The 24268-nt window shown below is 72.6% G+C and carries 16 protein-coding genes; 13 read left to right on the top strand and 3 right to left on the bottom strand.

Features of this window, described 5'->3' with window-relative positions; all coding sequences use genetic code 11:
- Positions 1–220 precede the first annotated feature (220 nt).
- Both ABD973_RS07575 and hflX read left to right on the top strand, forming a co-directional pair.
- The gene (locus tag ABD973_RS07575; RefSeq protein WP_345499391.1) at positions 221–1699 is read left to right on the top strand and encodes a M1 family metallopeptidase; all 1479 of its coding nucleotides are present in this window, start codon (positions 221–223) and stop codon (positions 1697–1699) included.
- Between the two features lie 264 nt (positions 1700–1963).
- Complete coding sequence (hflX, locus tag ABD973_RS07570) at positions 1964–3469, top strand: GTPase HflX (RefSeq protein ID WP_125603890.1); 1506 nt, start codon at positions 1964–1966, stop codon at positions 3467–3469.
- Positions 3470–3605: 136 nt separating this feature from the next.
- On the opposite strand, the gene ABD973_RS07565 is transcribed toward hflX, so the two are convergent.
- Positions 3606–4781 carry a trypsin-like serine peptidase gene (locus tag ABD973_RS07565; protein WP_125603891.1) on the bottom strand — a complete coding sequence of 392 codons (1176 nt, stop codon included), beginning with the start codon at positions 4779–4781 and terminating at the stop codon, positions 3606–3608.
- Between the two features lie 195 nt (positions 4782–4976).
- Between ABD973_RS07565 and ABD973_RS07560 the strand changes: the two genes are divergently transcribed.
- The 5 genes from ABD973_RS07560 (at position 4977) to ABD973_RS07540 (ending at position 14191) form a co-directional block, all read left to right on the top strand.
- Positions 4977–6569, top strand: a complete 1593-nt coding sequence (locus ABD973_RS07560; protein ID WP_386382164.1) for a diaminobutyrate--2-oxoglutarate transaminase family protein — start codon at positions 4977–4979, stop codon at positions 6567–6569.
- A 934-nt stretch (positions 6570–7503) separates the two neighbouring features.
- Positions 7504–9453: an IucA/IucC family protein gene (locus ABD973_RS07555; RefSeq protein ID WP_386382166.1), complete on the top strand. Its 1950-nt coding sequence runs from the start codon at positions 7504–7506 to the stop codon at positions 9451–9453.
- A 31-nt stretch (positions 9454–9484) separates the two neighbouring features.
- Entirely contained in the window at positions 9485–10156 is a 672-nt protein-coding gene (locus ABD973_RS07550; protein ID WP_125822782.1) for a GNAT family N-acetyltransferase, read from the top strand.
- A 149-nt stretch (positions 10157–10305) separates the two neighbouring features.
- Complete coding sequence (locus ABD973_RS07545) at positions 10306–12168, top strand: IucA/IucC family protein (RefSeq protein WP_345499386.1); 1863 nt, start codon at positions 10306–10308, stop codon at positions 12166–12168.
- Positions 12169–12220: 52 nt separating this feature from the next.
- On the top strand, positions 12221–14191 hold the full coding sequence (locus ABD973_RS07540) for an ATP-dependent DNA helicase (RefSeq protein WP_125602042.1): 1971 nt from the start codon (positions 12221–12223) through the stop codon (positions 14189–14191).
- 117 nt (positions 14192–14308) lie between these two features.
- Here the strand turns inward: ABD973_RS07540 and lexA are convergent, their stop codons facing one another.
- The gene (lexA, locus tag ABD973_RS07535; RefSeq protein ID WP_125602045.1) at positions 14309–15100 is read right to left on the bottom strand and encodes a transcriptional repressor LexA; all 792 of its coding nucleotides are present in this window, start codon (positions 15098–15100) and stop codon (positions 14309–14311) included.
- A gap of 555 nt (positions 15101–15655) precedes the next feature.
- Here lexA and nrdR point away from each other — a divergent pair.
- The 6 genes from nrdR (at position 15656) to ABD973_RS07505 (ending at position 22538) form a co-directional block, all read left to right on the top strand.
- On the top strand, positions 15656–16171 hold the full coding sequence (gene nrdR / locus ABD973_RS07530; protein WP_125602048.1) for a transcriptional regulator NrdR: 516 nt from the start codon (positions 15656–15658) through the stop codon (positions 16169–16171).
- Between the two features lie 137 nt (positions 16172–16308).
- A complete protein-coding gene (locus tag ABD973_RS07525; protein ID WP_125602051.1) occupies positions 16309–19203 on the top strand; it encodes a vitamin B12-dependent ribonucleotide reductase in 2895 nt (964 codons plus the stop codon).
- Between the two features lie 195 nt (positions 19204–19398).
- The gene (locus tag ABD973_RS07520) at positions 19399–20241 is read left to right on the top strand and encodes an arylamine N-acetyltransferase family protein (RefSeq protein WP_345499379.1); all 843 of its coding nucleotides are present in this window, start codon (positions 19399–19401) and stop codon (positions 20239–20241) included.
- Between the two features lie 32 nt (positions 20242–20273).
- Entirely contained in the window at positions 20274–20879 is a 606-nt protein-coding gene (locus tag ABD973_RS07515) for a YdbC family protein (RefSeq protein ID WP_345499377.1), read from the top strand.
- A gap of 73 nt (positions 20880–20952) precedes the next feature.
- A complete protein-coding gene (locus ABD973_RS07510; protein WP_125602061.1) occupies positions 20953–21612 on the top strand; it encodes a histidine phosphatase family protein in 660 nt (219 codons plus the stop codon).
- Between the two features lie 11 nt (positions 21613–21623).
- The gene (locus tag ABD973_RS07505) at positions 21624–22538 is read left to right on the top strand and encodes an ADP-ribosylglycohydrolase family protein (protein WP_125822786.1); all 915 of its coding nucleotides are present in this window, start codon (positions 21624–21626) and stop codon (positions 22536–22538) included.
- Between the two features lie 134 nt (positions 22539–22672).
- Here ABD973_RS07505 and ABD973_RS07500 read toward each other — a convergent pair whose 3' ends face one another.
- Positions 22673–24226 carry an MFS transporter gene (locus ABD973_RS07500; RefSeq protein ID WP_125603346.1) on the bottom strand — a complete coding sequence of 518 codons (1554 nt, stop codon included), beginning with the start codon at positions 24224–24226 and terminating at the stop codon, positions 22673–22675.
- Between the last annotated feature and the right edge of the window lie 42 nt (positions 24227–24268).

Raw genomic sequence — 24268 nt, 5'->3', positions numbered from 1 at the left:
CGGGGGATCGGGGGCGGAGTCGGGGGAGCAGGGGGGACGGGGCGGCTTTCGGGGAACCCGGGGGATCGCGGGGGTCGGCAGGGGATCGCGGGGGCAGCGCGCGCCGGGGCGCGTACGCGGGGGCGTACGGAGTCCGCCGCCAGGCTCCTCCCGCCCCGTTCGGGTGGAGTCGTCGCGCGCCGCTCGCGGGCCCGGGACACGCGCTGGTAAGCGGTGGTGGATGCAGCTCACCTCCCCGCGCCTGCGCGCCTCCCTGCTCGCCGCGGCCTCCCTCACCCTCGTCGCCGCCGTGCTGCCCCCGCCGAAGCCGCTGGGCATCGGTGACCGGCTCTTCCCCGAGCTGGGCAACCCCGGCTACGACGTCCTCTCGTACGACCTCTCCCTCACGTACAAGGACAACCGCAGCCCCCTCGACGCCGTCACCGCCATCGAGGCACGCAGCCTGGAACCGCTGGAGCGGATCAACCTCGACTTCACGCACGGGACGGTCGCCTCCGCCGAGGTGAACGGGCAGCCCGCGCGGTTCGAGTCCGCCGGGGAGGACCTCGTACTGACCCCCGCGCACCCGGTCCCCGCGAGCGCGCCGCTGCACATCACCGTCCGGCACACCAGCGACCCGCGCGGCCGGGCCTCCGACGGCGGCTGGGTCGTCACCGAGGACGGCCTCGCCATGGCCAACCAGGCCGACGCCGCCCACCGGGTCTTCCCCTGCAACGACCACCCGGCCGACAAGGCCTACTTCACCTTCCGCGTCACCGCCCCCGACGGGTACCGGGCCGTGGCCAACGGCCTGCCCGGCACGCTCCCGGCCGCACGGGCGGGCGGCACCACCGAGTGGACCTACCGGACCCTGCACCCGATGGCCACCGAGCTCGCCCAGGTCTCCATCGGCCGCTCCGCCGTCCTCCACCACACCGGACCGCACGGCCTGCCCCTGCGCGACGTCGTCCCCGCCGCCGACCGGGAACGGCTGGAGCCCTGGCTCGCGAAGACCGCCGGGCACGTCGCGTGGATGGAGGAGCACGTCGGCCGGTACCCCTTCGAGAACTACGGGGTGCTGATCGCCCGCGCGAGGACCGGCTTCGAGCTGGAGACCCAGACCCTCTCGCTCTTCGAGCACGGCCTGTTCGCCGGGGAGGCGGCCGGCTACCCCGACTGGTACGTGGAGTCCGTCATGGTCCACGAGCTCGCCCACCAGTGGTTCGGCGACAGCGTCACCCCGCGCACCTGGTCCGACCTGTGGCTCAACGAGGGACACGCCACCTGGTACGAGGCCCTGTACGCGGACGGGCTCGGCAAGTACCCCCTGGAGCGGCGGATGCGCGAGGCCTACCAGCGCTCCGACCAGTGGCGGGCCCAGGGCGGCCCCCCGGCCGCCCCCAAGGCCGCCGCCCCGGGACAGAAGATCGGCCTGTTCCGGCCCGTCGTCTACGACGGGGCCGCGCTGATCCTCTACGCCCTGCGCCAGGAGATCGGCGCGGCGGCCTTCGACCGCGTCGAGCGGCGCTGGGTGGCGGAGAACAAGGACGGCATCGCCGGCACGGACGACTTCGTACGCCTGGCCTCCCAGGAGGCCGGACGCGACCTCACGGCCTTCCTGCGACCCTGGCTGTACGGGGAGACCACCCCGGCGATGCCCGGGCACCCGGAGTGGGGCGGGCCGGCGGCCGCTGCGTCCCCGGCCCCGGGGAAGCCGTAGCGGCGGAAAACGGTATGACGGCCGGGGAACGGGCATGACACCATCGACGAGGCCGACGGGGGGAAGCCCCCGAAAGGCCCCGCCGGGGCGTCCTGCCCCGCGGAATCCGGCATCGGGGAATCCGGCTCCGGGAATCACCGGGCGGGACCACACGTTGGACGTGACAGCGCTGTGTCACGCACAGCGGTACCTTTGGCCCTGGCCGAGCCGGCCCGGCCGCCCTGACCGGCCGGTGCGACACCATCGAATCGACGTAAGGATCCAATGACCTCCTCTTCTTCCCCTTCCCAGGACCCGCGGGACGCGCAGGACGTGCGGGACCCGCAGCGCTTCACCGAGAGCCTTCGGGCCGATGCCCTGATGGAAGAGGACGTCGCCTGGAGCCACGAGATCGACGGAGAGCGGGACGGCGACCAGTTCGACCGCTCCGAGCGCGCGGCCCTGCGCCGCGTCGCCGGTCTCTCCACCGAGCTCGAGGACGTCACCGAGGTCGAGTACCGCCAGCTCCGCCTGGAGCGCGTGGTCCTCGTCGGTGTCTGGACCTCCGGGACGGTGCAGGACGCCGAGAACTCCCTCGCGGAGCTCGCCGCCCTCGCCGAGACGGCGGGCGCCCTCGTACTCGACGGCGTCATGCAGCGCCGCGACAAGCCCGACCCGGCCACCTTCATCGGCTCCGGCAAGGCGCGCGAGCTGCGCGACATCGTCCTCGAAAGCGGGGCCGACACGGTCGTCTGTGACGGCGAGCTCAGCCCCGGCCAGCTCATCGCGCTGGAGGACGTGGTCAAGGTCAAGGTCGTCGACCGGACCGCCCTCATCCTCGACATCTTCGCCCAGCACGCCAAGTCCCGAGAGGGCAAGGCACAGGTCGCGCTCGCGCAGATGCAGTACATGCTGCCGCGACTGCGCGGCTGGGGCCAGTCGCTCTCCCGGCAGATGGGTGGCGGCGGCGGTGGCGGCATGGCCACCCGAGGCCCCGGTGAGACCAAGATCGAGACCGACCGGCGCCGCATCCGCGAGAAGATGGCGAAGATGCGCCGGGAGATCGCCGAGATGAAGACCGGCCGGGACATCAAGCGGCAGGAACGCCGCCGCAACAAGGTCCCCTCGGTCGCCATCGCCGGCTACACCAACGCCGGCAAGTCCTCCCTGCTCAACCGCCTCACGGGCGCGGGCGTACTGGTGGAGAACGCCCTGTTCGCCACCCTCGACCCGACCGTGCGCCGGGCCGAAACCCCCTCCGGCCGCGTCTACACCCTGGCCGACACCGTGGGCTTCGTCCGGCACCTGCCCCACCACCTCGTCGAGGCGTTCCGCTCCACGATGGAGGAGGTCGGCGACTCCGACCTCATCCTGCACATCGTGGACGGCGCGCACCCGGCACCGGAGGAGCAGCTGGCGGCGGTGCGCGAGGTCATCCGCGAGGTCGGCGCGGTCAACGTGCCCGAGATCGTGGTGATCAACAAGGCGGACGCCGCCGACCCGCTCGTCCTCCAGCGGCTGCTGCGCATCGAGAAGCACTCCATCGCCGTCTCGGCCCGCACCGGCCAGGGCATCGAGGAACTCCTCGCCCTCATCGACGCCGAGCTGCCCAGGCCCGCCGTCGAGGTGGAGGCCCTCGTGCCGTACACCCGCGGCGCGCTGATCGCCCGGGCCCACGCCGACGGCGAGGTGATCTCCGAGGAGCACACCCCGGAGGGCACCCTGCTCAAGGCGCGGGTCCACGAGGAACTGGCGGCCGAACTGGCGCCGTACGTGCCCGCCAAGCACTGACGCCGCCGGCACACGCCGCACGGCCACACATGACGGAGGGCCCCCGCAGCAGCGGGGGCCCTCCGTCACTTCCTCAGGCCATGCTCTCGGTCATGCCCTGGGTCATGCCCTGGGCCATGTCCTCACGTCCGGCCGGTCACTTGAACTTGGCGCTCACCGCGTTGTAGATGCCCTTGGCCTCGGGACCGAGCTTCGGCCCGGCCAGCCAGCCCGCCTTCGCCGGACCGATCGAGGTGTTCGACACCAGCGCCGGCTTGCCGTCGGCACCCGCCGCCACCCAGCCGCCACCGGACGAACCGCCCGTCATCGTGCAGCCGATCCGGTACATCACCGGGTCGGCCTGCTTCAGCGCCAGCCGGCCCGGCTTGTCCGCGCACTGAAACGCCTTCTGCCCGTCGAACGGAGCCGCGGCCGGGTAGCCCGTCGCCGTGATGCTCGCGACCTTGCCCACCGCCGGAGCGTTGAACTCCACCGGCAGCGCCGTACCGACCGTCTCCTCAAGCGACTTGCCGCCGCCCTTCTCCGGCGTCACGTGCAGCACCGCGAAGTCGTACGGGGCACCCGCGCCGCCCGTCGGACCGCCCGTCGCGATCCACTGGTCCGAGGTCTGCGCCCAGTCGCTCCACCACACGCCGTACGGGGCGACCTGCTCGCGCGGCGCGCCCTTGAGCGCCGCCGCCGGCTTGCCCGCGTTGTTGTAGGACGGGACGAAGGCGATGTTGCGGTACCAGCCGCCGGCCTTGCCCGCGTGCACGCAATGGCCCGCCGTCCAGACCATGTTGGACTTGCCCGGGTGGGCCGGGTCCTTCACCACGGTGGCCGAGCAGACCATCGAGCCCTCGGGACCGTCGAAGAAGACCTTCCCGGACGCGGGGACGCTCGAGTGGTACGGCGAAGCCGCCGGCTGCGCCGCCACCGGAGCCGGGGTCGGGTCGGTGACGCCCTGGTCCTTGCCGGCGTCCGGGTCGACGGCCGGGCGCTGCGGCTGCTCGGCGTCACGCATCCGGTCCGGGTCCCAGAGGCCGTCGATGATCGGGTTGACGTAGTCGCCCGCCTCGCGGAGCCAGTCCTCCTTCTTCCAGTTCTTCCACGCGCCCCCCTTCCACTTCTCCAGGTCGAAGCCGTGCTGCTTGAGCCTCTCCTTGAGCTCGTCGGGGATCTTTATGCCGTCCGCCGCGCCGGACGGCGGGGGCGCAGCCACGGTCGGCTTGGCGTCGGCGCCGGCCTCACCGTCGCCGGGTCCGCAGGCCGAGGCGGTCAGCGCGAGCGCGGCCGCGCAGAGGATCGCGGTGACCGGTCGGTTCGGTCGCATGTCGTAAGCCCCCAGGAGTTTCGAGGTGTTGGGACGGATTCGATCGGGGTGGATCGCAGCACCCCACTATGCCGCCGTGGCATAGGACGGCGGGCGCCGGGTCGATGGTTCCTGCCGGGCAGGCCCGGCCGAACCGCAAGGATCTTCGGTGCACCCGTGATCCGAAGCCGTCACCGTCGTTGGTACGTACGGGGGATGGTGCAGCAGCGTTCGTGTTCGAGGCGCAATCCGGAAGAGCAACCCGCGGGAGGACCGACAGTCGTGGCCGTGACCGAACCGACCGCAACCGTTACCGCTACGGCGACCGCAGCCAACGCCCCGGCCCTGATCGCAGCCGGGGGCGTGGCCGAGGCCGGGGGCGAGGCTGCATCGGCGGCTGAGGGTGTGGCCGGGGCCGGGGCCGGGGCCGGGGGTGTGGACGGGGCCGACGCGGCACCACGGACGCAGGCACCCGCGGCCGGGGCACACGTCCCGGCGCAGGGCGGACGCGGGCCCGCCTCCGCCGAGGGCATCCTGCGCAGGCAGGCACTGCGGGAGTCCGCCGCCCGGACCTACGCCCGCTCGCTGCCCATCGTCCCCGTACGCGCCCGGGGGCTGACGATCGAGGGCGCCGACGGGCGGCGCTACCTCGACTGCCTCTCCGGCGCGGGCACCCTCGCCCTCGGGCACAACCACCCCGTCGTCCTCGAAGCCATCCGCGGGGTCCTCGACTCGGGGGCGCCGCTGCACGTCCTCGACCTGGCCACCCCGGTCAAGGACGCCTTCACCACCGAGCTCTTCGAGAACCTGCCCCCGGAACTGGCCGCCGACGCCCGCGTGCAGTTCTGCGGGCCCGCCGGGACCGACGCCGTCGAAGCCGCCCTGAAACTGGTCCGGGCCGCCACCGGACGCACCGGGCTGCTCACCTTCACCGGCGCCTACCACGGGATGACCGCCGGAGCCCTGGAGGCCTCGGGCGGCGCCGGCGACGTACGGGTGACCCGGCTGCCCTACCCGCAGGACCACCGCTGCCCGTTCGGGGTCGGCGGCGCCGAGGGCGCGCGGCTCGGGGCCCGCTGGACCGAGACCCTGCTCGACGACCCCAAGGGCGGGGTACCGCTGCCCGCCGCCATGATCGTCGAGCCCGTGCAGGGAGAGGGCGGGGTCCACCCGGCTCCCGACGCGTGGCTCCGCCGGATGCGGGAGATCACCGCGGCCCGGGGCATCCCGCTGATCGCGGACGAGGTGCAGACCGGGGTGGGCCGCACCGGTGCCTTCTGGGGCGTCGACCACGCCGGGGTGGTTCCCGACGTGATGGTCCTGTCCAAGGCCATCGGCGGCAGCCTCCCGCTGGCCGTGATCGTCTACCGGGCCGAACTGGACGTCTGGGCCCCCGGCGCCCACGCCGGAACGTTCCGCGGGAACCAGCTCGCCATGGCCGCGGGCACCGCCACCCTCGCCTACGTCCGCCACAACGGCCTCGCCGAGCGCGCGGCCTCCCTGGGGGAGCGGATGCTGACCGCACTGCGCGGCCTGGCGGCGGAACAGCCGTGCGTCGGCGACGTACGGGGCCGCGGACTGATGCTCGGCGTCGAACTCGTCGACCCCGACACCGGCGCCGCCGCACCCGCCCTCGCCTCCGCCGTGCGCCAGGAGTGCCTGGACCGCGGCCTGATCGTCGAGCTCGGAGGCCGCCACTCCAGCGTCGTCCGCCTGCTGCCCCCGCTGACCCTCACCGACGAACAGGCCGCAGCCGTCCTGGACCGGCTGGCCGACTCCGTCCCCGCCGCCGCCCGCCGGCCCCACTGACCGCACCCCGAAGGACCCCCCGATGCCCGACCCCTCCACCACCCCACCCCCGCCCCTCCCAGGCCCCCCACCCACCACCCCGCCCCCGGCCGCTGCGGCTCCAGCCGCCGCCGCGCCCCCGTTCCCAGCCGCCACCCCGCCCTCGGGCCCCGCCGCTGGCCCGGCCCGCGTCGGCACCCCGGTCCCGGTCCCGGCCCCGGCCGTCACCCCGGTCCGAGGCGCCGCTGCGGGCGCGTTCCCGGCCGCCACCCCGGCTGCCGCCGCAGGCTCGGGCCAGGCCGCCACGACGCCCCCGTTCCCGGCCGCCGCCGTGGCCCCGGGCCCGGCCGTCCCCCCGCACCCGGCTACCGCCCCAGGCACCGCCGCGGCTGCCGCTGCGGGCTCGGGCCCGGCTGCAACGGCACCTCCGTTCCCAGCCGTCACCCCCGCGGCTGCGGGCGCCACCGCCGCCCCGGTCCCGGCCGTCACCCCGGTCCCGGACGGCGCTGCGGCTGCGGTGTACCCGGGCCTGCCCGCCACCGCGGCCCCGGTCTCGGCTGCGACCTCGGGTTCGCCCGCCGCCCTCGACGGGCCCCCGGCCTCCCCGGCCCCGCCTCAGGCCGCCGCTCCCTCGGCACCGACCACCCCGGCCCCGCCTCAGTCGGCCGCCGCGCCCCTGGCGCCCAACGGCCCAGCGGCCCGCCTCCCGCCGGCCCCGCCCGCTGCTGCGATCCCTCCGGCCCCCACCCCCCTCGCCCGGCTCACGCCCGCCACCCCCGCGGCCGCAGACGCGGCGGGCCCGGACCAGTCGGCGGCCGGGCTCGGCGACGCCCCGGCTCAGGGCGTCGCGGCCCCCGACCAGCAGCCGCTCCCGGTGCGGCCGGGCACGCCCGCCCCGGCGCGGCCGGACGGTCCCGGCAGGCCGTCCGCCCCCGGGCATCCCGAGGCGCCCGCCGTGCCCCAGCCGCCCGCGGCGTCACCGGCCGCGGACCGGGACCCGGCGGCCCCCGGGCGGCCCCGGGCCGGAGCGGAGGCCGGTGCTGTAGCCGGGGTCCCGGCGGCGCAGGCCACCTCGGCCCACGTCCCGGCGGGCACCGTGCCCCGGCAGAAGGACGGCACCCTCCGCCCGCGCGTGGGCGGCACCGGCCCCGCCGGCCCCGACCCGGCGGCGCTGCCCGACCTGCTGGACCACCCCGACCCGGCCACCGCGGCCGAGTCCGCGACGGTGGAGAACCTACTGCGGTGCTGGGTCCGCGAGAGCGGCATCGGCCGCCCCGACGGGCCCGTCGGAACCCTGCTCCGCGTCCCCCTCCCCGCGTCCGGGGCCGCGCTGCTCGTCCCCGTCCGGTACTGGTCCCCGGCAGGCTGGCACCGGTTCGGCGCCGCCCGCCTCGAAGGCGCCCCCGCCCACGCCCCCGCCGTGGACGCCGTCACCCTCGCCGGCCTGCTCGCCCGCGAGGGCGACGGCCGCAGCGGCACCGACCTCGTCGGCCGGGTCGCCGACTCGGTGCGCCGCACCACCGAGTTCATCGCCGACCGCCGTCAACGCCCCACCGGCCCGGCCCCCGTCGCAGGCGACCGCTTCCTCACCGCCGAACAGTCACTCCTCCTCGGTCACCCCCTCCAACCAGACCCCAAGAGCCGCGAAGGACTCTCGGAGGCCGAAGTACGCCACTACTCACCCGAACTCCACGGCTCCTTCCCCCTGCACTGGATCGCGGTCGCGCCCGACGCCCTGGCCACCGACTCCGCCTGGACCGAACGGGGCCGTCCGGTGTCCGCCGCACAGCTCCTCGCCCGTCTCGCCCCCGGCCTCCCCCTGCCCGCCGGCACCACCGCCCTTCCCCTGCACCCCTGGCAGGCCCGAGACCTCCTCCAGCGCCCCGCCGTCACCACCCTGCGCGACGCGGGACTCATCACAGACCTGGGCCCCCACGGCACCCCCTGGTACCCCACCTCCTCCGTCCGCACCGTCCACCGCCCCGGCGCCCCCGCGATGCTCAAGCTTTCGCTCGGACTGCGCATCACCAACTCCCGCCGGGAGAACCTCCGCAAGGAACTCCACCGTGGCGTCGAGGTCCACCGGCTCCTGCGCACCGGTCTCGCCGAGCAGTGGCAGACCGCCCACCCCGGCTTCGACATCGTCCGCGACCCCGCCTGGATCGCCGTCGACGCCCTGGACGGCACCCCCGTCCGCGGATTCGACGCCGTACTGCGCCACAACCCCTTCCACTCCGACGACGACGCCGTGTGCGTCGCCGCACTGACCTCCCTCCGCCCGTGGCCCGGCCGGACCACGATGCGCTCCCGGCTGGCCGACACCCTCTCCCGGCTCGCGGTGACCACCGGCCGGCCCGTCGCCGCCGTCGCAGCCGAGTGGTTCCTGCGCTACCTCGACCACGTCGTCCTGCCGGTACTCGCCTTCGACGCCCTCGCCGGCATCGCCCTCGAAGCGCACCAGCAGAACACCCTCGTGCTCCTCGACCGGGCAGGCTGGCCCGTCGGCGGCCGCTTCCGCGACAACCAGGGCTACTACTTCCGCGACTCCCGGCGAGCCGAACTGGAACGCCGCCTCCCCGGCATCGGGGGCGACAGCGACACCTTCGTCCCGGACGCCGTCACCGACGAACGCTTCGCCTACTACCTGGGCATCAACAACGTGATCGGCCTCATCGGGGCCTTCGGATCGCAGCGGCTCGCCGACGAGCGCGTGCTCCTTGCCGCCTTCCGCCGCTTCCTCGGCAAGGCCTCGGGCCTCGGCCCGGTCCCGGCACGGCTCCTGGACTCGCCGACCCTGCGCTGCAAGGCCAACCTCCTCACCCGCCTGGGCGGGCTGGACGAGCTCGTGGGCCCCGTCGACACCCAGTCCGTCTACGTCACCATCACCAACCCCCTCCACGACTGACGCGCTCCCACCGACACCGAGAAGGGCCCCGATGCCTCCTACGGACACCACCACCAGCGCCGGCGGCCCCGCCTCCCGGGAGGCCACCGCGCACCGCTTCACCGTCGGGCTGCTGCCGCTGCTCGCCGAGGCGGACCTCCTCGACTCACCGGCGGGCTGGGGTGCGGTCCCGACACCGGCAGGACTCTTCCGCCTCGAACCCGTACGGCCGGGCCGGGACCTGAAACTGCTCACCGGCTGGATGAACGACCCCGGCGTGGCCGCCTACTGGGAACTGGGCGGATCGCCCGCCGTCACCGAAGCCCACCTGCGGGCCCAGCTCGACGGCGACGGCCACAGCATTCCCTGCCTCGGCGTCCTCGACGGGAGCCCCATGAGCTACTGGGAGATCTACCGGGCCGATCTCGACCCGGTCTCCCGCCACTACCCGGCGCGCTCCCACGACACGGGTATCCACCTGCTCATCGGAGACGGCACGAACCGGGGCCGGGGCCTGGGCACCACGCTGCTGCGAGCCGTCACCGAGCTCGTCTTCGACAACCGTCCCCGATGCACACGCGTCATCGCGGAACCGGACATTCGCAACACCCCCTCCGTATCAGCATTCATGAACGCCGGCTTCCGCTATTCCACGGAAATCGAACTCCCCGATAAACGAGCAGCCCTGATGGTCCGTGAGCGGGCCCTGCGCAATCTGCTCTGATCCCCGCGCCGTGCCCGGTCATCACAACCGGTGATCACAACCGGTCATCCTGGCCAATTCGGCTTTCGGCTTTCGGCATTCGGTTTTCACAGCTCTCATCTTCAGAACTCCGCGTCGTTCAGCAAGGTTCCCGATATCCGAGGAGTCCCGTGCCGAATTTCCCCGCGGCCCCCGACCCGGCCGACCACGCCGTCCCCCCGTCGCCCCAGCACCCGTGCACGCCCCCCGAAATCAACCAGCCCACCTGGGACTTCGCCGCACGCCGGCTGCTGGCCAAGATGCTCGGCGAGTTCGCGTACGAGGAGATCGTCCGCCCCGTCCCCGTCCCCGCACCCTCCGCCGCCGGTGACGCCTGGACCCTGAGCCTCGACGACGGCAGCAGCCTGGGCTTCCGCGCCCGTCGGCGCGCCTACGGCAGCTGGCAGGTCACCCCGGACACGATCACGCTGACCCCGGCGGCCCCCTCCGCGGAGCCGCCGACCGCGTTCGGGGACCCGTACGGCTTCCTCGTAAGGGCCCGCACCCTGCTGCGCCTCGACGGACCGACCCTCGGCCACCTGATCCACGAGCTCAGCTCCACCCTCGCCGCCGACGCACGCCTCGACCACCACGCACTCACCGCCGACGTCCTCGCCGAACTGGACTACGCGGCGCTCGAAGGACACCAGACCGGCCACCCCTGGCTCGTCGCCAACAAGGGCCGTGTCGGATGGTCCGCCGCGGACGCCGCCGCCTGGGCCCCCGAGGCACGCACCCGGCAGCGGCTGCCGTGGCTCGCCGCCCACAGCTCCCTGGCCGAGTACCGGGGCACCGCCGGCCTGGAGGACCCGGCACGCCTCTACGCGGCAGAACTCGACCCCGCCACCCGCGCGGCCTTCGACGGGATCCTCCGCGACCGGGGCCTCGACCCGCTCCGCTACCTGTACCTCCCCGTACACCCCTGGCAGTGGGACGAGATCGTCCTGCCCCTCTTCGCGCCCGCCCTCGCCTCCGGCACCCTCGTGCCGCTCCCCGCCGATCCCGACGACAGGATCCCGCAGCAGTCGATCCGTACCTTCCTCAACCTCACCCGTCCCGACCGGCACAGCGTCAAACTCCCGCTGTCCGTCTTCAACACCACCGTCTGGCGCGGCCTGCCCAGCGACCTCAGCGTGGCCGCGCCCGCCGTCACCGCCTGGATCCACTCGCTCCGCGACGCCGACCCCTTCCTGCGCGACGAATGCCGGGTCGTACTGCTCGGAGAGGTCGCATCGGTCACCGTCCGCCACCCCGTGTACGACGGGCTCCCCGAGGTGCCCTACCAGTACAGGGAGCTCCTCGGAGCGATCTGGCGGGAGCCGCTGGCGGGCCGGCTCGACCCCGGAGAACGCGCCCGCACCCTCGCCTCCCTCCTGCACGTCGATCCGCGCGGCCGCTCCTTCACCGCCGAACTCGTCGCCCGCTCCGGCCTCACCCCCGAGGCCTGGCTGCGCCACCTCTTCGCGGCCCTGCTGCCCCCGCTGCTGCACTTCCTCTACCGCTACGGCACGGTGTTCTCCCCGCACGGCGAGAACACCGTGGTGATCTTCGACGAGCGGGACGTCCCCGTCCGCCTGGCCGTCAAGGACTTCGTGGACGACGTCAACATCAGCAGTACCCCCCTGCCCGAGCACGCGTCCATGCCCGACGCGGTGCGGGCCGCGCTGCTCGCGGAGCCACCCGGCTTCCTCACCCAGTTCATCCACTCGGGACTGTTCATCGGCGTCTTCCGCTACCTGTCCGCCCTGTGCGACGACCGGCTCGGCGTGCCCGAGGACGCGTTCTGGTCCCTCGTGCGGGCGGAGATCCTCCGCCACCAGGCCCGCTTCCCCGAGGACAAGGAGCGCCACCGCCTCTTCGACCTGCTGACGGAGCGGATCGACCGGCTCTGCCTCAACCGGAACCGGCTCCACGCGGACGGCTACCGTGACCGCCCGGACCGGCCGGCCGCCGTCGTCCACGGCACCGTGCCCAACCCCCTGCACGGCCCCTGAAGAGTGATCGATGCGGTCGCTGTCGGTGGCGCCCCGTAGGGTTGGCAGTGCTATGACGAAGCCCTCCCTCACCGACCTGCTGCACGCCGCCGTCTCCGCCGTCGGCGGCACGGAGCGGCCCGGCCAGGTGGCCATGGCCGAAGCCGTCGCCGAAGCGATCGACGACAACTCCCACCGGCTGATCCAGGCCGGCACCGGCACCGGCAAGTCCCTCGGCTACCTGGTGCCGGCCCTCGCGCACGGCGAGCGCGTCGTCGTCGCCACGGCGACGCTCGCGCTCCAGCGCCAGCTCGTCGAGCGCGACCTGCCGCGCACGGTCGAGGCACTGCACCCGCAGCTGCGCCGGCGGCCGCAGTTCGCCATGCTCAAGGGCCGGTCCAACTACCTGTGCCTGCACCGCCTCCACGAGGGCGTCCCGCAGGACGAGGAGGAGGGCCTCTTCGACCAGTTCGAGGCGGCCACCCCGACCAGCAAGCTCGGCAAGGACCTGCTGCGCCTGCGCGACTGGGCGGACGAGACCGAGACGGGCGACCGCGACGACCTCACCCCCGGCGTGTCCGACAAGGCCTGGAGCCAGATCTCCGTCTCCTCCAGGGAGTGCCTGGGCGCGACGAAGTGCGCGTACGGGGCCGAGTGCTTCGCGGAGGCGGCCCGTGAGCGGGCCAAGCTCGCGGACGTGGTCGTCACCAACCACGCCCTGCTCGCCATCGACGCCATCGAGGGCGCCCCCGTGCTCCCGCAGCACGAGGTGCTGATCGTCGACGAGGCGCACGAGCTGGTCTCCCGCGTCACCGGTGTAGCCACCGGCGAGCTCACCCCGGGCCAGGTCAACCGGGCCGTGAAGCGTGCCGCCAAGCTGGTCGACGAGAAGACCGCGGATTCCCTGCAGACCGCCGCGGAGACCTTCGAACGGGTGATGGAGCTGGCGCTCCCCGGCCGTCTGGAGGTGGTCCCGGAGGACCTCGGCTACGCGCTGATGTCGCTGCGCGACGCCGCGCGCAACGTGATCTCCGCGATCGGCGCGACGCGGGACAAGTCCGTGCACGACGAGGACGCCGTCCGCAAGCAGGCCCTCGCCGCCGTGGAGAACGTCCACGCGGTGGCGGAGCGGATCACGCTCGGTTCCGAGTACGACGTCGTCTGGTACGAGCGCCACGACCGGTTCGGCGCCACCCTGCGGGTCGCCCCGCTCTCGGTGTCGGGCCTGCTGCGCGAGAAGCTCTTCGAGGACCGCTCGGTGGTCCTCACCTCGGCCACCCTCAAGCTGGGCGGCGACTTCAACGGGGTCGCGGCCTCGCTGGGCCTCTCCCCGGAAGGGGTGGAGGGCGAGGACGTGCCGGTGTGGCGGGGCCTGGACGTCGGCTCCCCGTTCGACTACCCGAAGCAGGGCATCCTCTACGTCGCGAAGCACCTGGCGACACCAGGCCGGGAGGGCACCCGCGGCGACATGATGGACGAGCTGGCGGAGCTGATCGAAGCCTCCGGCGGCCGCACCCTGGGCCTGTTCTCCTCCATGCGCGGCGCCAAGGCCGCCGCCGAGGAGCTGCGCGGGCGGCTCGACAACCCGATCCTGCTCCAGGGCGAGGAGACGCTCGGCGAGCTGATCAAGACCTTCGCGGCGGACCCTAAGACCTGCCTGTTCGGGACGCTGTCCCTGTGGCAGGGCGTGGACGTGCCCGGGCCCAGCTGCCAGCTGGTGATCATGGACAGGATCCCGTTCCCGCGTCCGGACGACCCGCTGATGAGCGCGCGGCAGAAGTCGGTCGAGGAGCACGGCGGCAACGGCTTCATGGCGGTCGCGGCCACCCATGCCGCCCTGCTGATGGCCCAGGGCGCGGGCCGGCTCGTACGGGCCTCCGGTGACCGGGGGGTGGTTGCGGTCCTGGACCCCCGCCTGGCCACGGCCCGGTACGGAAGCTTCCTGCGGGCCTCGCTGCCCGATTTCTGGTACACCACGGACCGCAATCAGGTCCGCCGCTCGCTGGCCGCCATCGACGCGAGCGCGAAGGCCGACGGCAAGTAGCGACCCGGGGCCCAGGCCCACTCCCCACCCGCGGGGAGGTGAGGGGGCCCGCGGGCATGGAACAGCTCCGGGGCCGGCGCAGTGGGTCCCGGAGCTGGCTGAGGGGCGGCGGGCCGGTCAGACCCGTCGCAGCACGGCGACGACCTTGCCGAGGATCGTCGCCTCGTCGCCGGGGATCGGCTGGTAGGCGGCGTTGTGCGGGAGCAGCCACACGTGGCCGTCCTCCCGCTTGAAGCGCTTGACGGTGGCCTCGCCGTCCAGCATGGCGGCGACGATGTCGCCGTTCTCCGCGACGGGCTGGCGGCGGACGGTGACCCAGTCGCCGTCGCAGATCGCGGCCTCGATCATCGAGTCGCCCACGACCTTGAGGACGAACAGTTCACCGTCGCCGACGAGCTGGCGGGGGAGGGGGAACACGTCCTCGACGGATTCCTCGGCCAGGATCGGGCCGCCGGCCGCGATGCGGCCGACCAGGGGGACGTAGGAGGCGGCGGGCTTGCCGGTGGTGTCCGTGGGCTGCGAGCTGGGCTGGTCCGAGCCGCGCACCTCGTAGGCGCGGGGCCGGTGCGGGTCGCGACGCAGGAAGCCCTTGCGCTCCAGGGCCATCAGCTGGTGGGCCACGGAGGAGGTGCTGGAGAGGCCGACCGCCTGGCCGATCTCGCGCATCGACGGCGGGTAGCCGCGGCGCTGCACGGAGTCCCGGATGACCTCGATCACCCTCCGCTGCCGGTCCGTGAGTCCGGAGCTGTCGGCGCGGATGCCTGGAGGTCGCCCTGGCAGGGAGCGCGCGGGGCGTACGGCCTCCGCCTCCTGGTTCTGACTTGCGTCATTCATGGCATGCACCGGCTCGAGTCGGCTCTGGGAGCGGTTCTGGGCAGTGATGGTGGCACTGTCTGCGGTGGTGGTCACGTCGGCCCCTCTCGAAATGTTCTCCCTAGCTGGACAACGGTAGTAGCTTTCGAAAGGTTGCGCCAAACACACGTTCGAGTGAAAAATCGCGGATCCCCCACCTGGGTTAGATCGACGGGTGTATGGCGGCCGATGCGGGACCGCTATGGGTGATGGCCGGACGTCCGCGGGGCCCGTCGCGGCGCTCAAACGGAATGCGTTGTGCGCCGCCCGGCCGAACGTGGGTTCGGCTCCGCGTCCGCTCCTTACGGTACCCTTCCCGGTTGGATCGGCCGCGCCCGGGCGGGGCCCGGCGCTGGGCCCAGTGTGGCACCGGGAACCCCCGTATCCGGCCATCGGGCACCGCGACACGCGGAGTGGTGTAAATCCGGCCCAACCCAAGATCTAGTGGTTGGATGGGCGCGGCCACCCAGAAGTTGTGGTCCTCGGTCCGCCGAGGTCCGCGGGATCGCATATGCTTGTGGCTGCTTCACGAGCCCCCGGCGAAGACTCGCTCTCCGTCGTTGAGGGGCTCCGTGGGGTGATTCAGTCGTGCCAAGAGGAGGGTGAGGGAACATGCACTGCCCCTTCTGCAGGCACCCCGACAGCCGCGTCGTCGACAGCCGTACGACCGACGACGGAACGTCGATCCGCCGGCGCCGTCAGTGCCCCGACTGCTCCCGTCGCTTCACGACGGTGGAGACGGCCTCGCTGATGGTGATCAAGCGAAGCGGGGTCACCGAACCCTTCAGCCGTACCAAGGTCATCTCCGGCGTGCGCAAGGCGTGCCAGGGGCGGCCGGTCACCGAGGACGCCCTCGCCAAGCTCGGCCAGCGGGTCGAGGAGGCGGTGCGCGCCACCGGGAGCGCCGAGCTGACCACCCACGACGTGGGTCTGGCCATACTCGGCCCGTTGCAGGAACTCGACCTCGTCGCCTACCTGCGGTTCGCATCCGTCTACAAAGCGTTCGACACCCTTGAGGACTTCGAGACCGCCATCGCGGAACTGCGCGAGCCGCGGCCTCACCCCCATGAGTGCGAGCCCGGAGGGACCCCCGCGGTCGTCCCCGTGCCCGCCTCCGCCGCCGGCTGACCGCTCGGGGCCGCAGTGCAGCGCGGCCCTGCCCGGTCGGTGAGGCGAGATTCGTAGATACAAGACACACAGCACTGTGCCGCGGAATAGCGCTGGCACTTTAGGGCGTTTTTGCCCGCATATGGGAGGCAGGCGGCATGACAGAGACGGCGAGCAGCTCGGCACGTGGTTCCCGCGCCAAGGGGACCAAGGCCGCCAAGGGCGGCCTGCGGATCGAGCGCATCCACACCACCCCCGGCGTGCACCCCTACGACGAGGTGAACTGGGAGCTCCGTGACGTCGTCATGACCAACTGGCGCGACGGCTCGGTCAACTTCGAGCAGCGCGGCGTCGAGTTCCCCGACTTCTGGTCGGTGAACGCGGTCAACATCGTCACCAGCAAGTACTTCCGCGGCGCGGTCGGCACCCCGCAGCGCGAGACCGGCCTGAAGCAGCTCATCGACCGCATCGTGAAGACCTACACGAAGGCCGGCGAGGACTACGACTACTTCGCGTCCCCCGCCGACGCGGAGATCTTCGAGCACGAGCTGACCTACGCCCTCCTGCACCAGATCTTCAGCTTCAACTCCCCGGTGTGGTTCAACGTCGGCACGCCCCAGCCGCAGCAGGTCTCCGCCTGCTTCATCCTGTCCGTCGACGACTCCATGGAGTCGATCCTCGACTGGTACAAGGAAGAGGGCATGATCTTCAAGGGCGGCTCCGGCGCCGGCCTGAACCTCTCCCGCATCCGCTCCTCCAAGGAGCTCCTCTCCTCCGGCGGCAACGCCTCCGGCCCGGTCTCCTTCATGCGCGGCGCCGACGCCTCCGCGGGAACGATCAAGTCGGGCGGCGCGACCCGCCGAGCGGCCAAGATGGTCGTCCTGGACGTGGACCACCCGGACATCGAGGACTTCATCGCCACCAAGGTGAAGGAAGAGGAGAAGATCCGCGCCCTGCGCGACGCGGGCTTCGACATGGACCTGGGCGGCGACGACATCACGTCCGTCCAGTACCAGAACGCCAACAACTCCGTCCGCGTGAACGACGAGTTCATGACGGCCGTCGAGAACGGCACCCAGTTCGGCCTGCGGGCCCGCATGACCGGCGAGGTCATCGAGAAGGTCGACGCCAAGGCGCTCTTCCGCAAGCTCGCCGAGGCCGCGTGGGCCTGTGCCGACCCGGGCATCCAGTACGACGGTGTGATCAACAACTGGCACACCTGCCCCGAGTCCGGCCGCATCACCGCGTCCAACCCCTGCAGCGAGTACATGCACCTGGACAACACGTCCTGCAACCTCGCCTCGCTGAACCTGATGAAGTTCCTCAACGACGACGGCAAGGGCAACCAGTCCTTCGACGCCGAGCGCTTCGCCAAGGTCGTCGAGCTGGTCATCACCGCGATGGACATCTCCATCTGCTTCGCGGACTTCCCGACCCAGAAGATCGGCGAGAACACCCGCGCCTTCCGCCAGCTGGGCATCGGCTACGCCAACCTGGGCGCCCTGCTGATGGCGACCGGCCATGCCTACGACTCGGACGGCGGCCGCACCCTCGCCGCGTCGATCACCTCGCTGATGACCGGCACCGCGTACAGGCGCTCCGCCGAGCTGGCCGCCATCGTCGGCCCGTACGACGGCTACGCCCGCAACGCCGACTCGCACAAGCGCGTCATGAAGCAGCACGCCGACGCCAACGCCGTCGCGCCGCGCACCGACGACCTGGACAGCGCGATCTGGGCCGCGGCCACCGAGGCCTGGCAGGACGTCCTGCGCCTCGGCGAGAAGAACGGCTTCCGCAACGCCCAGGCCTCCGTCCTCGCGCCGACCGGCACCATCGGTCTCGCGATGTCCTGCGACACCACCGGTGTCGAGCCGGACCTGGCCCTGGTCAAGTTCAAGAAGCTCGTCGGCGGCGGCTCGATGCAGATCGTCAACGGCACCGTCCCGCAGGCCCTGCGCCGCATGGGCTACCTGGAAGAGCAGATCGAGGCGATCGTCTCCCACATCGCCGAGCACGGGAACGTCGTCGACGCCCCGGGCCTGAAGACCGAGCACTACGAGGTCTTCGACTGCGCGATGGGCGAGCGCTCCATCTCCCCGATGGGCCACGTCCGCATGATGGCCGCGATCCAGCCGTGGATCTCCGGCGCGATCTCGAAGACGGTCAACATGCCGGAGTCGGCGACCGTCGAGGAGATCGAGGAGATCTACTTCGAGGCGTGGAAGCTGGGCGTCAAGGCGCTCGCGATCTACCGCGACAACTGCAAGGTCGGCCAGCCCCTCTCCGCCAAGAAGAAGGAGGAGGAGAAGGCCGAGATCACCGAGAAGGCCGAGGAGACCATCCGCACGGCGGTCGAGAAGGTCATTGAGTACCGCCCGGTGCGCAAGCGCCTCCCCAAGGGCCGCCCGGGGATCACCACCTCCTTCACGGTCGGTGGCGCCGAGGGCTACATGACCGCGAACTCCTACCCGGACGACGGCCTGGGCGAGGTCTTCCTGAAGATGTCCAAGCAGGGTTCGACCCTCGCGGGCATGATGGACGCCTTCTCGATTGCCGTCTCCGTCGGTCTGCAGTACGGCGTCCCGCTGGAGACGTACGTCGCGAAGTTCACCAACATGCGCTTCGAGCCGGCCGGTATGACCGACGACCCGGACGTCCGCATGGCGCAGTCGATCGTCGACTACATCTTCCGTCGCGTGGCGCTGGACTTCCTGCCCTTCGAGACCCGCTCGGCGCTCGGCATCCACTCCGCCGAAGAGCGTCAGCGCCACCTCGACACCGGCTCCTACGAGCCGCTCGACGAGGAGGAGCTCGACACCGAGTCCCTCGCCCAGTCGGCGCCCGTTGCCGCCGTGGCCAAGCCGGTGGCCAAGCCGGTGGCGATCGTCCCGGTCCCGGCCCCCAAGACGGCGCACAGCAACGCCGAGCTGGTCGAGATGCAGATGGGCGTCTCCGCCGACGCACCGCTCTGCTTCTCCTGCGGTACGAAGATGCAGCGCGCCGGCTCCTGCTACATCTGCGAGGGCTGCGGCTCCACCAGCGGCTGCAGCTGAGCCCGCGCGGGTAGCCGACGGCTGACCCGCCGCGCACGAACGAAGGGGACCGGCCCACGGCCGGTCCCCTTCGCCGTACCCCGCGCCGGGCAGCCCGTCACGGGGGGATCGCGCGCAGGGCCGGTCACGGCGATCATGGTGCGGGGCCCGGCGACGCCCGGGCGCGCGGAATTCACGGCGGGGGAGCGGGGAGCCATGTGGAGCGGTGAGGAACTGGACCTGGACGCGTACCTGGAGCGGATCGGCCTCGGTCCCGGGACGGGAGGGGCCGTACGGGAACTCCGGGCCGACCTGGAGACGTTGTACGCGGTGCACCGGGCCCACACCGCCGCCATCCCCTTCGAGAGCCTGGACGTCCTGCTCGGCCGCCCCGTCGAGCTGGAGGTCAAGGCCCTGCAGGACAAGCTCGTGCGCGCCCGCAGGGGCGGCTACTGCTACGAGCAGAACTCGCTGCTGGCCGCCGCCCTGGAGCGGATCGGCTTCGAGGTGTCGGGGCGCGGCGCCCGCAACCGCACCCGGGGCGACGCGCTGCTCGCGGTGACGCACGCCGTGCTCGTCGTCACCGTCGACGGCGAACCGTGGCTCTGCGACGCCGGGTTCGGCTACATGGGCCCGCGCGAGCCCGTCCCGCTCGCGCGCCCCGGCACCGCGGTCCGCCAGGGGCCGTGGGCGTACGCGGTACACGAGGAGGAGGAAGGGGTCCTCGTGCTCCGGGCCCGCCGCGGGGAGGGCTGGTGGGACCTGTACGCCTTCTCCCCGCAGCGGTACCACCCCGTGGACTACGTCGTGCTGAACCACTACAGCTCCACGCACCCCCGGTCCTCCTTCGTCGGGCAGACCATCGTCCAGCTCCCCGGGGACGCCGTGCGCAAGACGCTCGTGGGGCGCGAGCTGACGCGCCTGTTCCCCGACGGGCGGACGGAGCGGGAGCCGGTGGACCCCGGCCGGCTGCCCGCCCTCCTCGACCGGGAGTTCGGGCTTCGGCTGCCCGAGCGGGACGCGGCGGAACTGGTGCGGATCAACCGCTCCGGGGACTGACCCGGACCGCGCCCGGCCCGTACGATGGCGCGGTGCTGGTCAAGTGGATTCGCTGCACGGTGACGGACCGACGCGGGTTCGAGCGCGGGCAGCGCAAGTGGGCGGGGCTGCCCGGCGAACCGGGATTCCGGGGACAGGGCGGCGGCTGGAGCAGAGGCCGGCAGGGGGTCGCGCATGTCTTCGCGTTCTGGGAGAGCCGCTCCTTCTACGACTCCTTCATGGCCCGCTCGCACGACAGACTGGCCGCCTCGCAGAGCGGCACCTACACCGATGCCCGGGTCACGCTCTTCGACCACCGCTTCGACGTGAAGACGGGCTTCGAGCCGCGCTTCAGCGACGCCGACGTGGTGCGGGTCGCCCACACCCGGGTGCGGGAAGGGCGCGTGGACCATTTCGCGCTGATGCAGGAGAAGGTGTGGAACCCCGCCATGGCGGGGTCGCCCGGCATGATCCGGGGTCTGTTCGGGGAGGCGCCCGGGCGGGAGTTCCTGGTGCTGTCCATGTGGCGGGCGGCGGCGGAGCACGGCAAGTACCGGCAGGAGCGGGTCGAGCGGCTCTCGCTGCGCGCCCAGACCGAAGCCGATGTGGAGGCGCTCACCGGGGACGTCGTCGACCTCGAACCCACCTGGACGGTATGACCGTAGGACAAGCGCCGTCCCCGACCGGCGTGGCCGGGGTGTGGCCGCCCCGGCGGCCGAATAGGGTCGGGGGATGGTTCGACCACGGCGCATCGTCCTCGTCCGGCACGGGGAATCGGAGGGAAACGTCGATGACACGGTCTACGAGCGGGAGCCCGACCACGCCCTGCGGCTGACCCGCACCGGCCACGAGCAGGCCGCGGCCGCCGGGGAGCGGCTGCGGGAGCTCTTCGGCGAGGAGAGCATCAGCGCGTACGTCTCCCCCTACCGCAGGACCCTGCAGACCTTCCGCGAGCTGCGGCTGGACCCGTCGCGGGTCCGCATGCGCGAGGAGCCCCGGCTGCGCGAGCAGGACTGGGGGAACTGGCAGGACCGCGACGACGTGAAGCTCCAGAAGGCGTACCGGGACGCCTACGGGCACTTCTTCTACCGCTTCGCGCAGGGCGAGTCGGGCGCCGACGTCTACGACCGCGTCGGCTCCTTCCTGGAGAGCCTCTACCGCAGCTTCGAGGCCCCCGACCATCCCGAGAACGTCCTGCTGGTCACCCACGGGCTGACGATGCGGCTGTTCTGCATGCGCTGGTTCCACTGGTCGGTGGCCGAGTTCGAGGCCCTGTCCAACCCGGGCAACGGCGAATACCGTGTCCTGCTGCTCGGGCCCGACGGGCGCTACCGGATGGACCGCCCGTTTGAGCGGTGGACCACACCCGAGCCTTATGACCTGGACGGCTAAAGTGACGCGCGATGACCGCTGATTCCACTTCCGAAACGCGTTACGCACGCGCCCTGTCCAGCCTCCGCGGGCTGGCCCTGGGGGACGCCCTGGGCTCCCAGTACTTCGTTCCCGTCAACTACCCGCTGCTGAAGCGGCGCGAGCTGCCGTCCGGCAGCCGGCCGTGGCAGTGGACCGACGACACCGAGATGGCCTGCTCGGTGGTGGCCGTCCTCGCCACGCACGGCCGCGTCGACCAGGACGCGCTGGCGGCCTCCTTCGCCGACCACCACGACTTCGACCGCGGCTACGGGCCCGCCGTGAACCGGATGCTGCGCCTGGTCAGGGAGGGCGAGGACTGGCGGACGCTGGCCGCCGAGCTCTTCAACGGCCAGGGCTCCTGGGGCAACGGCGCCGCCATGCGGATCGCCCCGCTCGGTGCCTGGTACGCGGACGACCCCGAGCAGGCCACGCACCAGGCGGAGATCTCCGCCTACACCACCCACCAGCACCGCGAGGCGGTGTGCGGGGCGATGGCGGTCGCCGCCGCGGCCGCGCTGGCGGCGTCCCCGGCGGGGCCGCCGACCGCCGAGGCCCTGCTGGACGGGGTGATCGCGCTGGTGCCGCGCAGCGCCGTCGGGGCGGGCGTGCGCAGGGCGCGGGACATGCTGGACTACGACGACGCGACGACGGTCGCGGCGGTGCTGGGCTGCGGGCGGCGTACGAGCGCCCATGACACGGTGCCCTTCGCGCTGTGGTCGGCGGCCCGGGCGCTGGACGACTTCGAGCGGGCGTTCTGGACCACCGCCCAGGTGGGCGGTGACGTGGACACCACCTGTGCGATCGTCGGCGGGGTACTGGGCGGGCGCGGGGACGCGGCGCTGCCGCAGGCGTGGCTGGACCGGACCGAGGCGCTTCCGGCGTGGCTGCCCGGGCTGCCCGGCTGACGGGTACCGGCTGCTGAGGGGTCCCGGCCGGGTGGTGGCTGTGCCGGGTGGGCGGGTGCCGGGCGCGGGGGTGGTTCCGCGCCCGGGGCTCCTCGTACGTCTGTCTGTGCAGGGAGAGGGGCCCGACGGCGAGCTCAGGCCGCGGGGCCGGCTTCGGCGGCGGTTCCGCTGAGGGCTTCCAGGTCGCTCTTGCGCACCCGGATCACCAGCAGCGCGGTGACCAGTGCGAGCCCCGCCATGGCGACGGCGGCGATGAAGGCGGTGGAGATGCCCCGGGTGAGGACGAGGTCCCCCCAGGGGTCCGGCAGCTGCCCGGTCTGCTTGAAGGCGGCCAGCTGTGCCGGTTCGGCGCGGGCCATGAAGTCCGGGACCTGCTTGGCGGCCTCGTCGCGGCCTGCGGTGCCGAAGACGGTGACCAGGATCGACAGTCCGAGCGAACCGCCCACCTGCTGGCTGGCGTTCAGCAGGCCGGAGGCCGCTCCCGCCTCGCGCGGTGCCACGCCGGAGACGGCGGTGAGGGTGAGCGTGACGAAGTTGAGGCCCATGCCGAAGCCGAACAGCAGCATCGGGCCGAGTACGCCGGACAGGTAGGTGCTGTCGGTGCGGATGAAGGTCAGCCAGGCCAGGCCGATGCCGGTGAGCGCCGATCCGGTGACCATGAACGGCTTGGGGCCCAGGCGCGGCAGGAAGCGCTGCGACAGCCCGGCGCCGGCGATGATCGCCACCGTCACGGGCAGGAAGCCGACGCCGGACTGGATGGGCGAGAAGCCCAGCACGTTCTGGACGAACTGGACGATGAAGAAGAACATGCCGAACATGGCGGCGGCGAGACCGAGCATGATCAGGTAGGTGCCGGCGCGGTTGCGGTCGGCGAACATCCGCAGCGGGATGATCGGTTCGGCGGCGCGCGACTCGATGAGGACGAAGAGACCGAGCAGGACGACGGCGGTGGCGAAGGAGCCGATGGTCAGCGAGTCGCGCCAGCCGTCCTCGGACGCGCGGATGAACCCGTAGACGAGCGAGGTCATCCCGGCGGTGGAGGTGAGGGCGCCGGCGGCGTCGAAGCGGCCCGGGTGGCGTTCGGACTCGTTGATGTAGAGCGGGGCGAGGACGGCGATGAGCACGCCGATCGGCACGTTGACGAAGAGCACCCAGCGCCAGTCGAGCCACTCGGTGAGCATGCCGCCGGCCAGCAGGCCGACGGCGCCGCCGCCGGCGGACACGGCGGCGAAGACCCCGAAGGCGCGGTTGCGGTCGGGGCCTTCGGCGAAGGTCGTGGTGATCAGGGCGAGCGCGGTGGGCGAGGCGATGGCCCCGCCGACGCCCTGGAGGGCGCGGGCCGCCATCAGCTGCCAGGGCTCCTGGGCGAATCCGCCGAGCAGGGAGGCCAGGGTGAACAGCAGGATTCCGGCCATGAAGACGCGGCGTCGGCCCAGGATGTCGCCGGCCCGGCCGCCGAGCAGCAGCAGTCCGCCGAAGGCGAGGGTGTAGGCGCTGATCACCCAGGAGAGGTCGGTGGTGGAGAAGGAGAGCGCCGTCTGGATGTGCGGGAGCGCGATGTTCACGATGGTCGCGTCGAGGACGACCATGAGCTGGCAGGCGGCGATGACGGCGAGCGCCACCCCGGGACGTCCGGGCCGTCGGGCGGCCCCCGGTATCCGGGGCTTGTCGAGCTGAACGCTTGTCACTGTGGATCCCCCCGAAGTGAAATAGTGAACGCATTCGTTCAC

Source organism: Streptomyces racemochromogenes, assembly GCF_039535215.1.
GTDB classification, from domain to species: domain Bacteria; phylum Actinomycetota; class Actinomycetes; order Streptomycetales; family Streptomycetaceae; genus Streptomyces; species Streptomyces racemochromogenes.
This window is presented reverse-complemented; position numbering and strand designations above follow the sequence as displayed.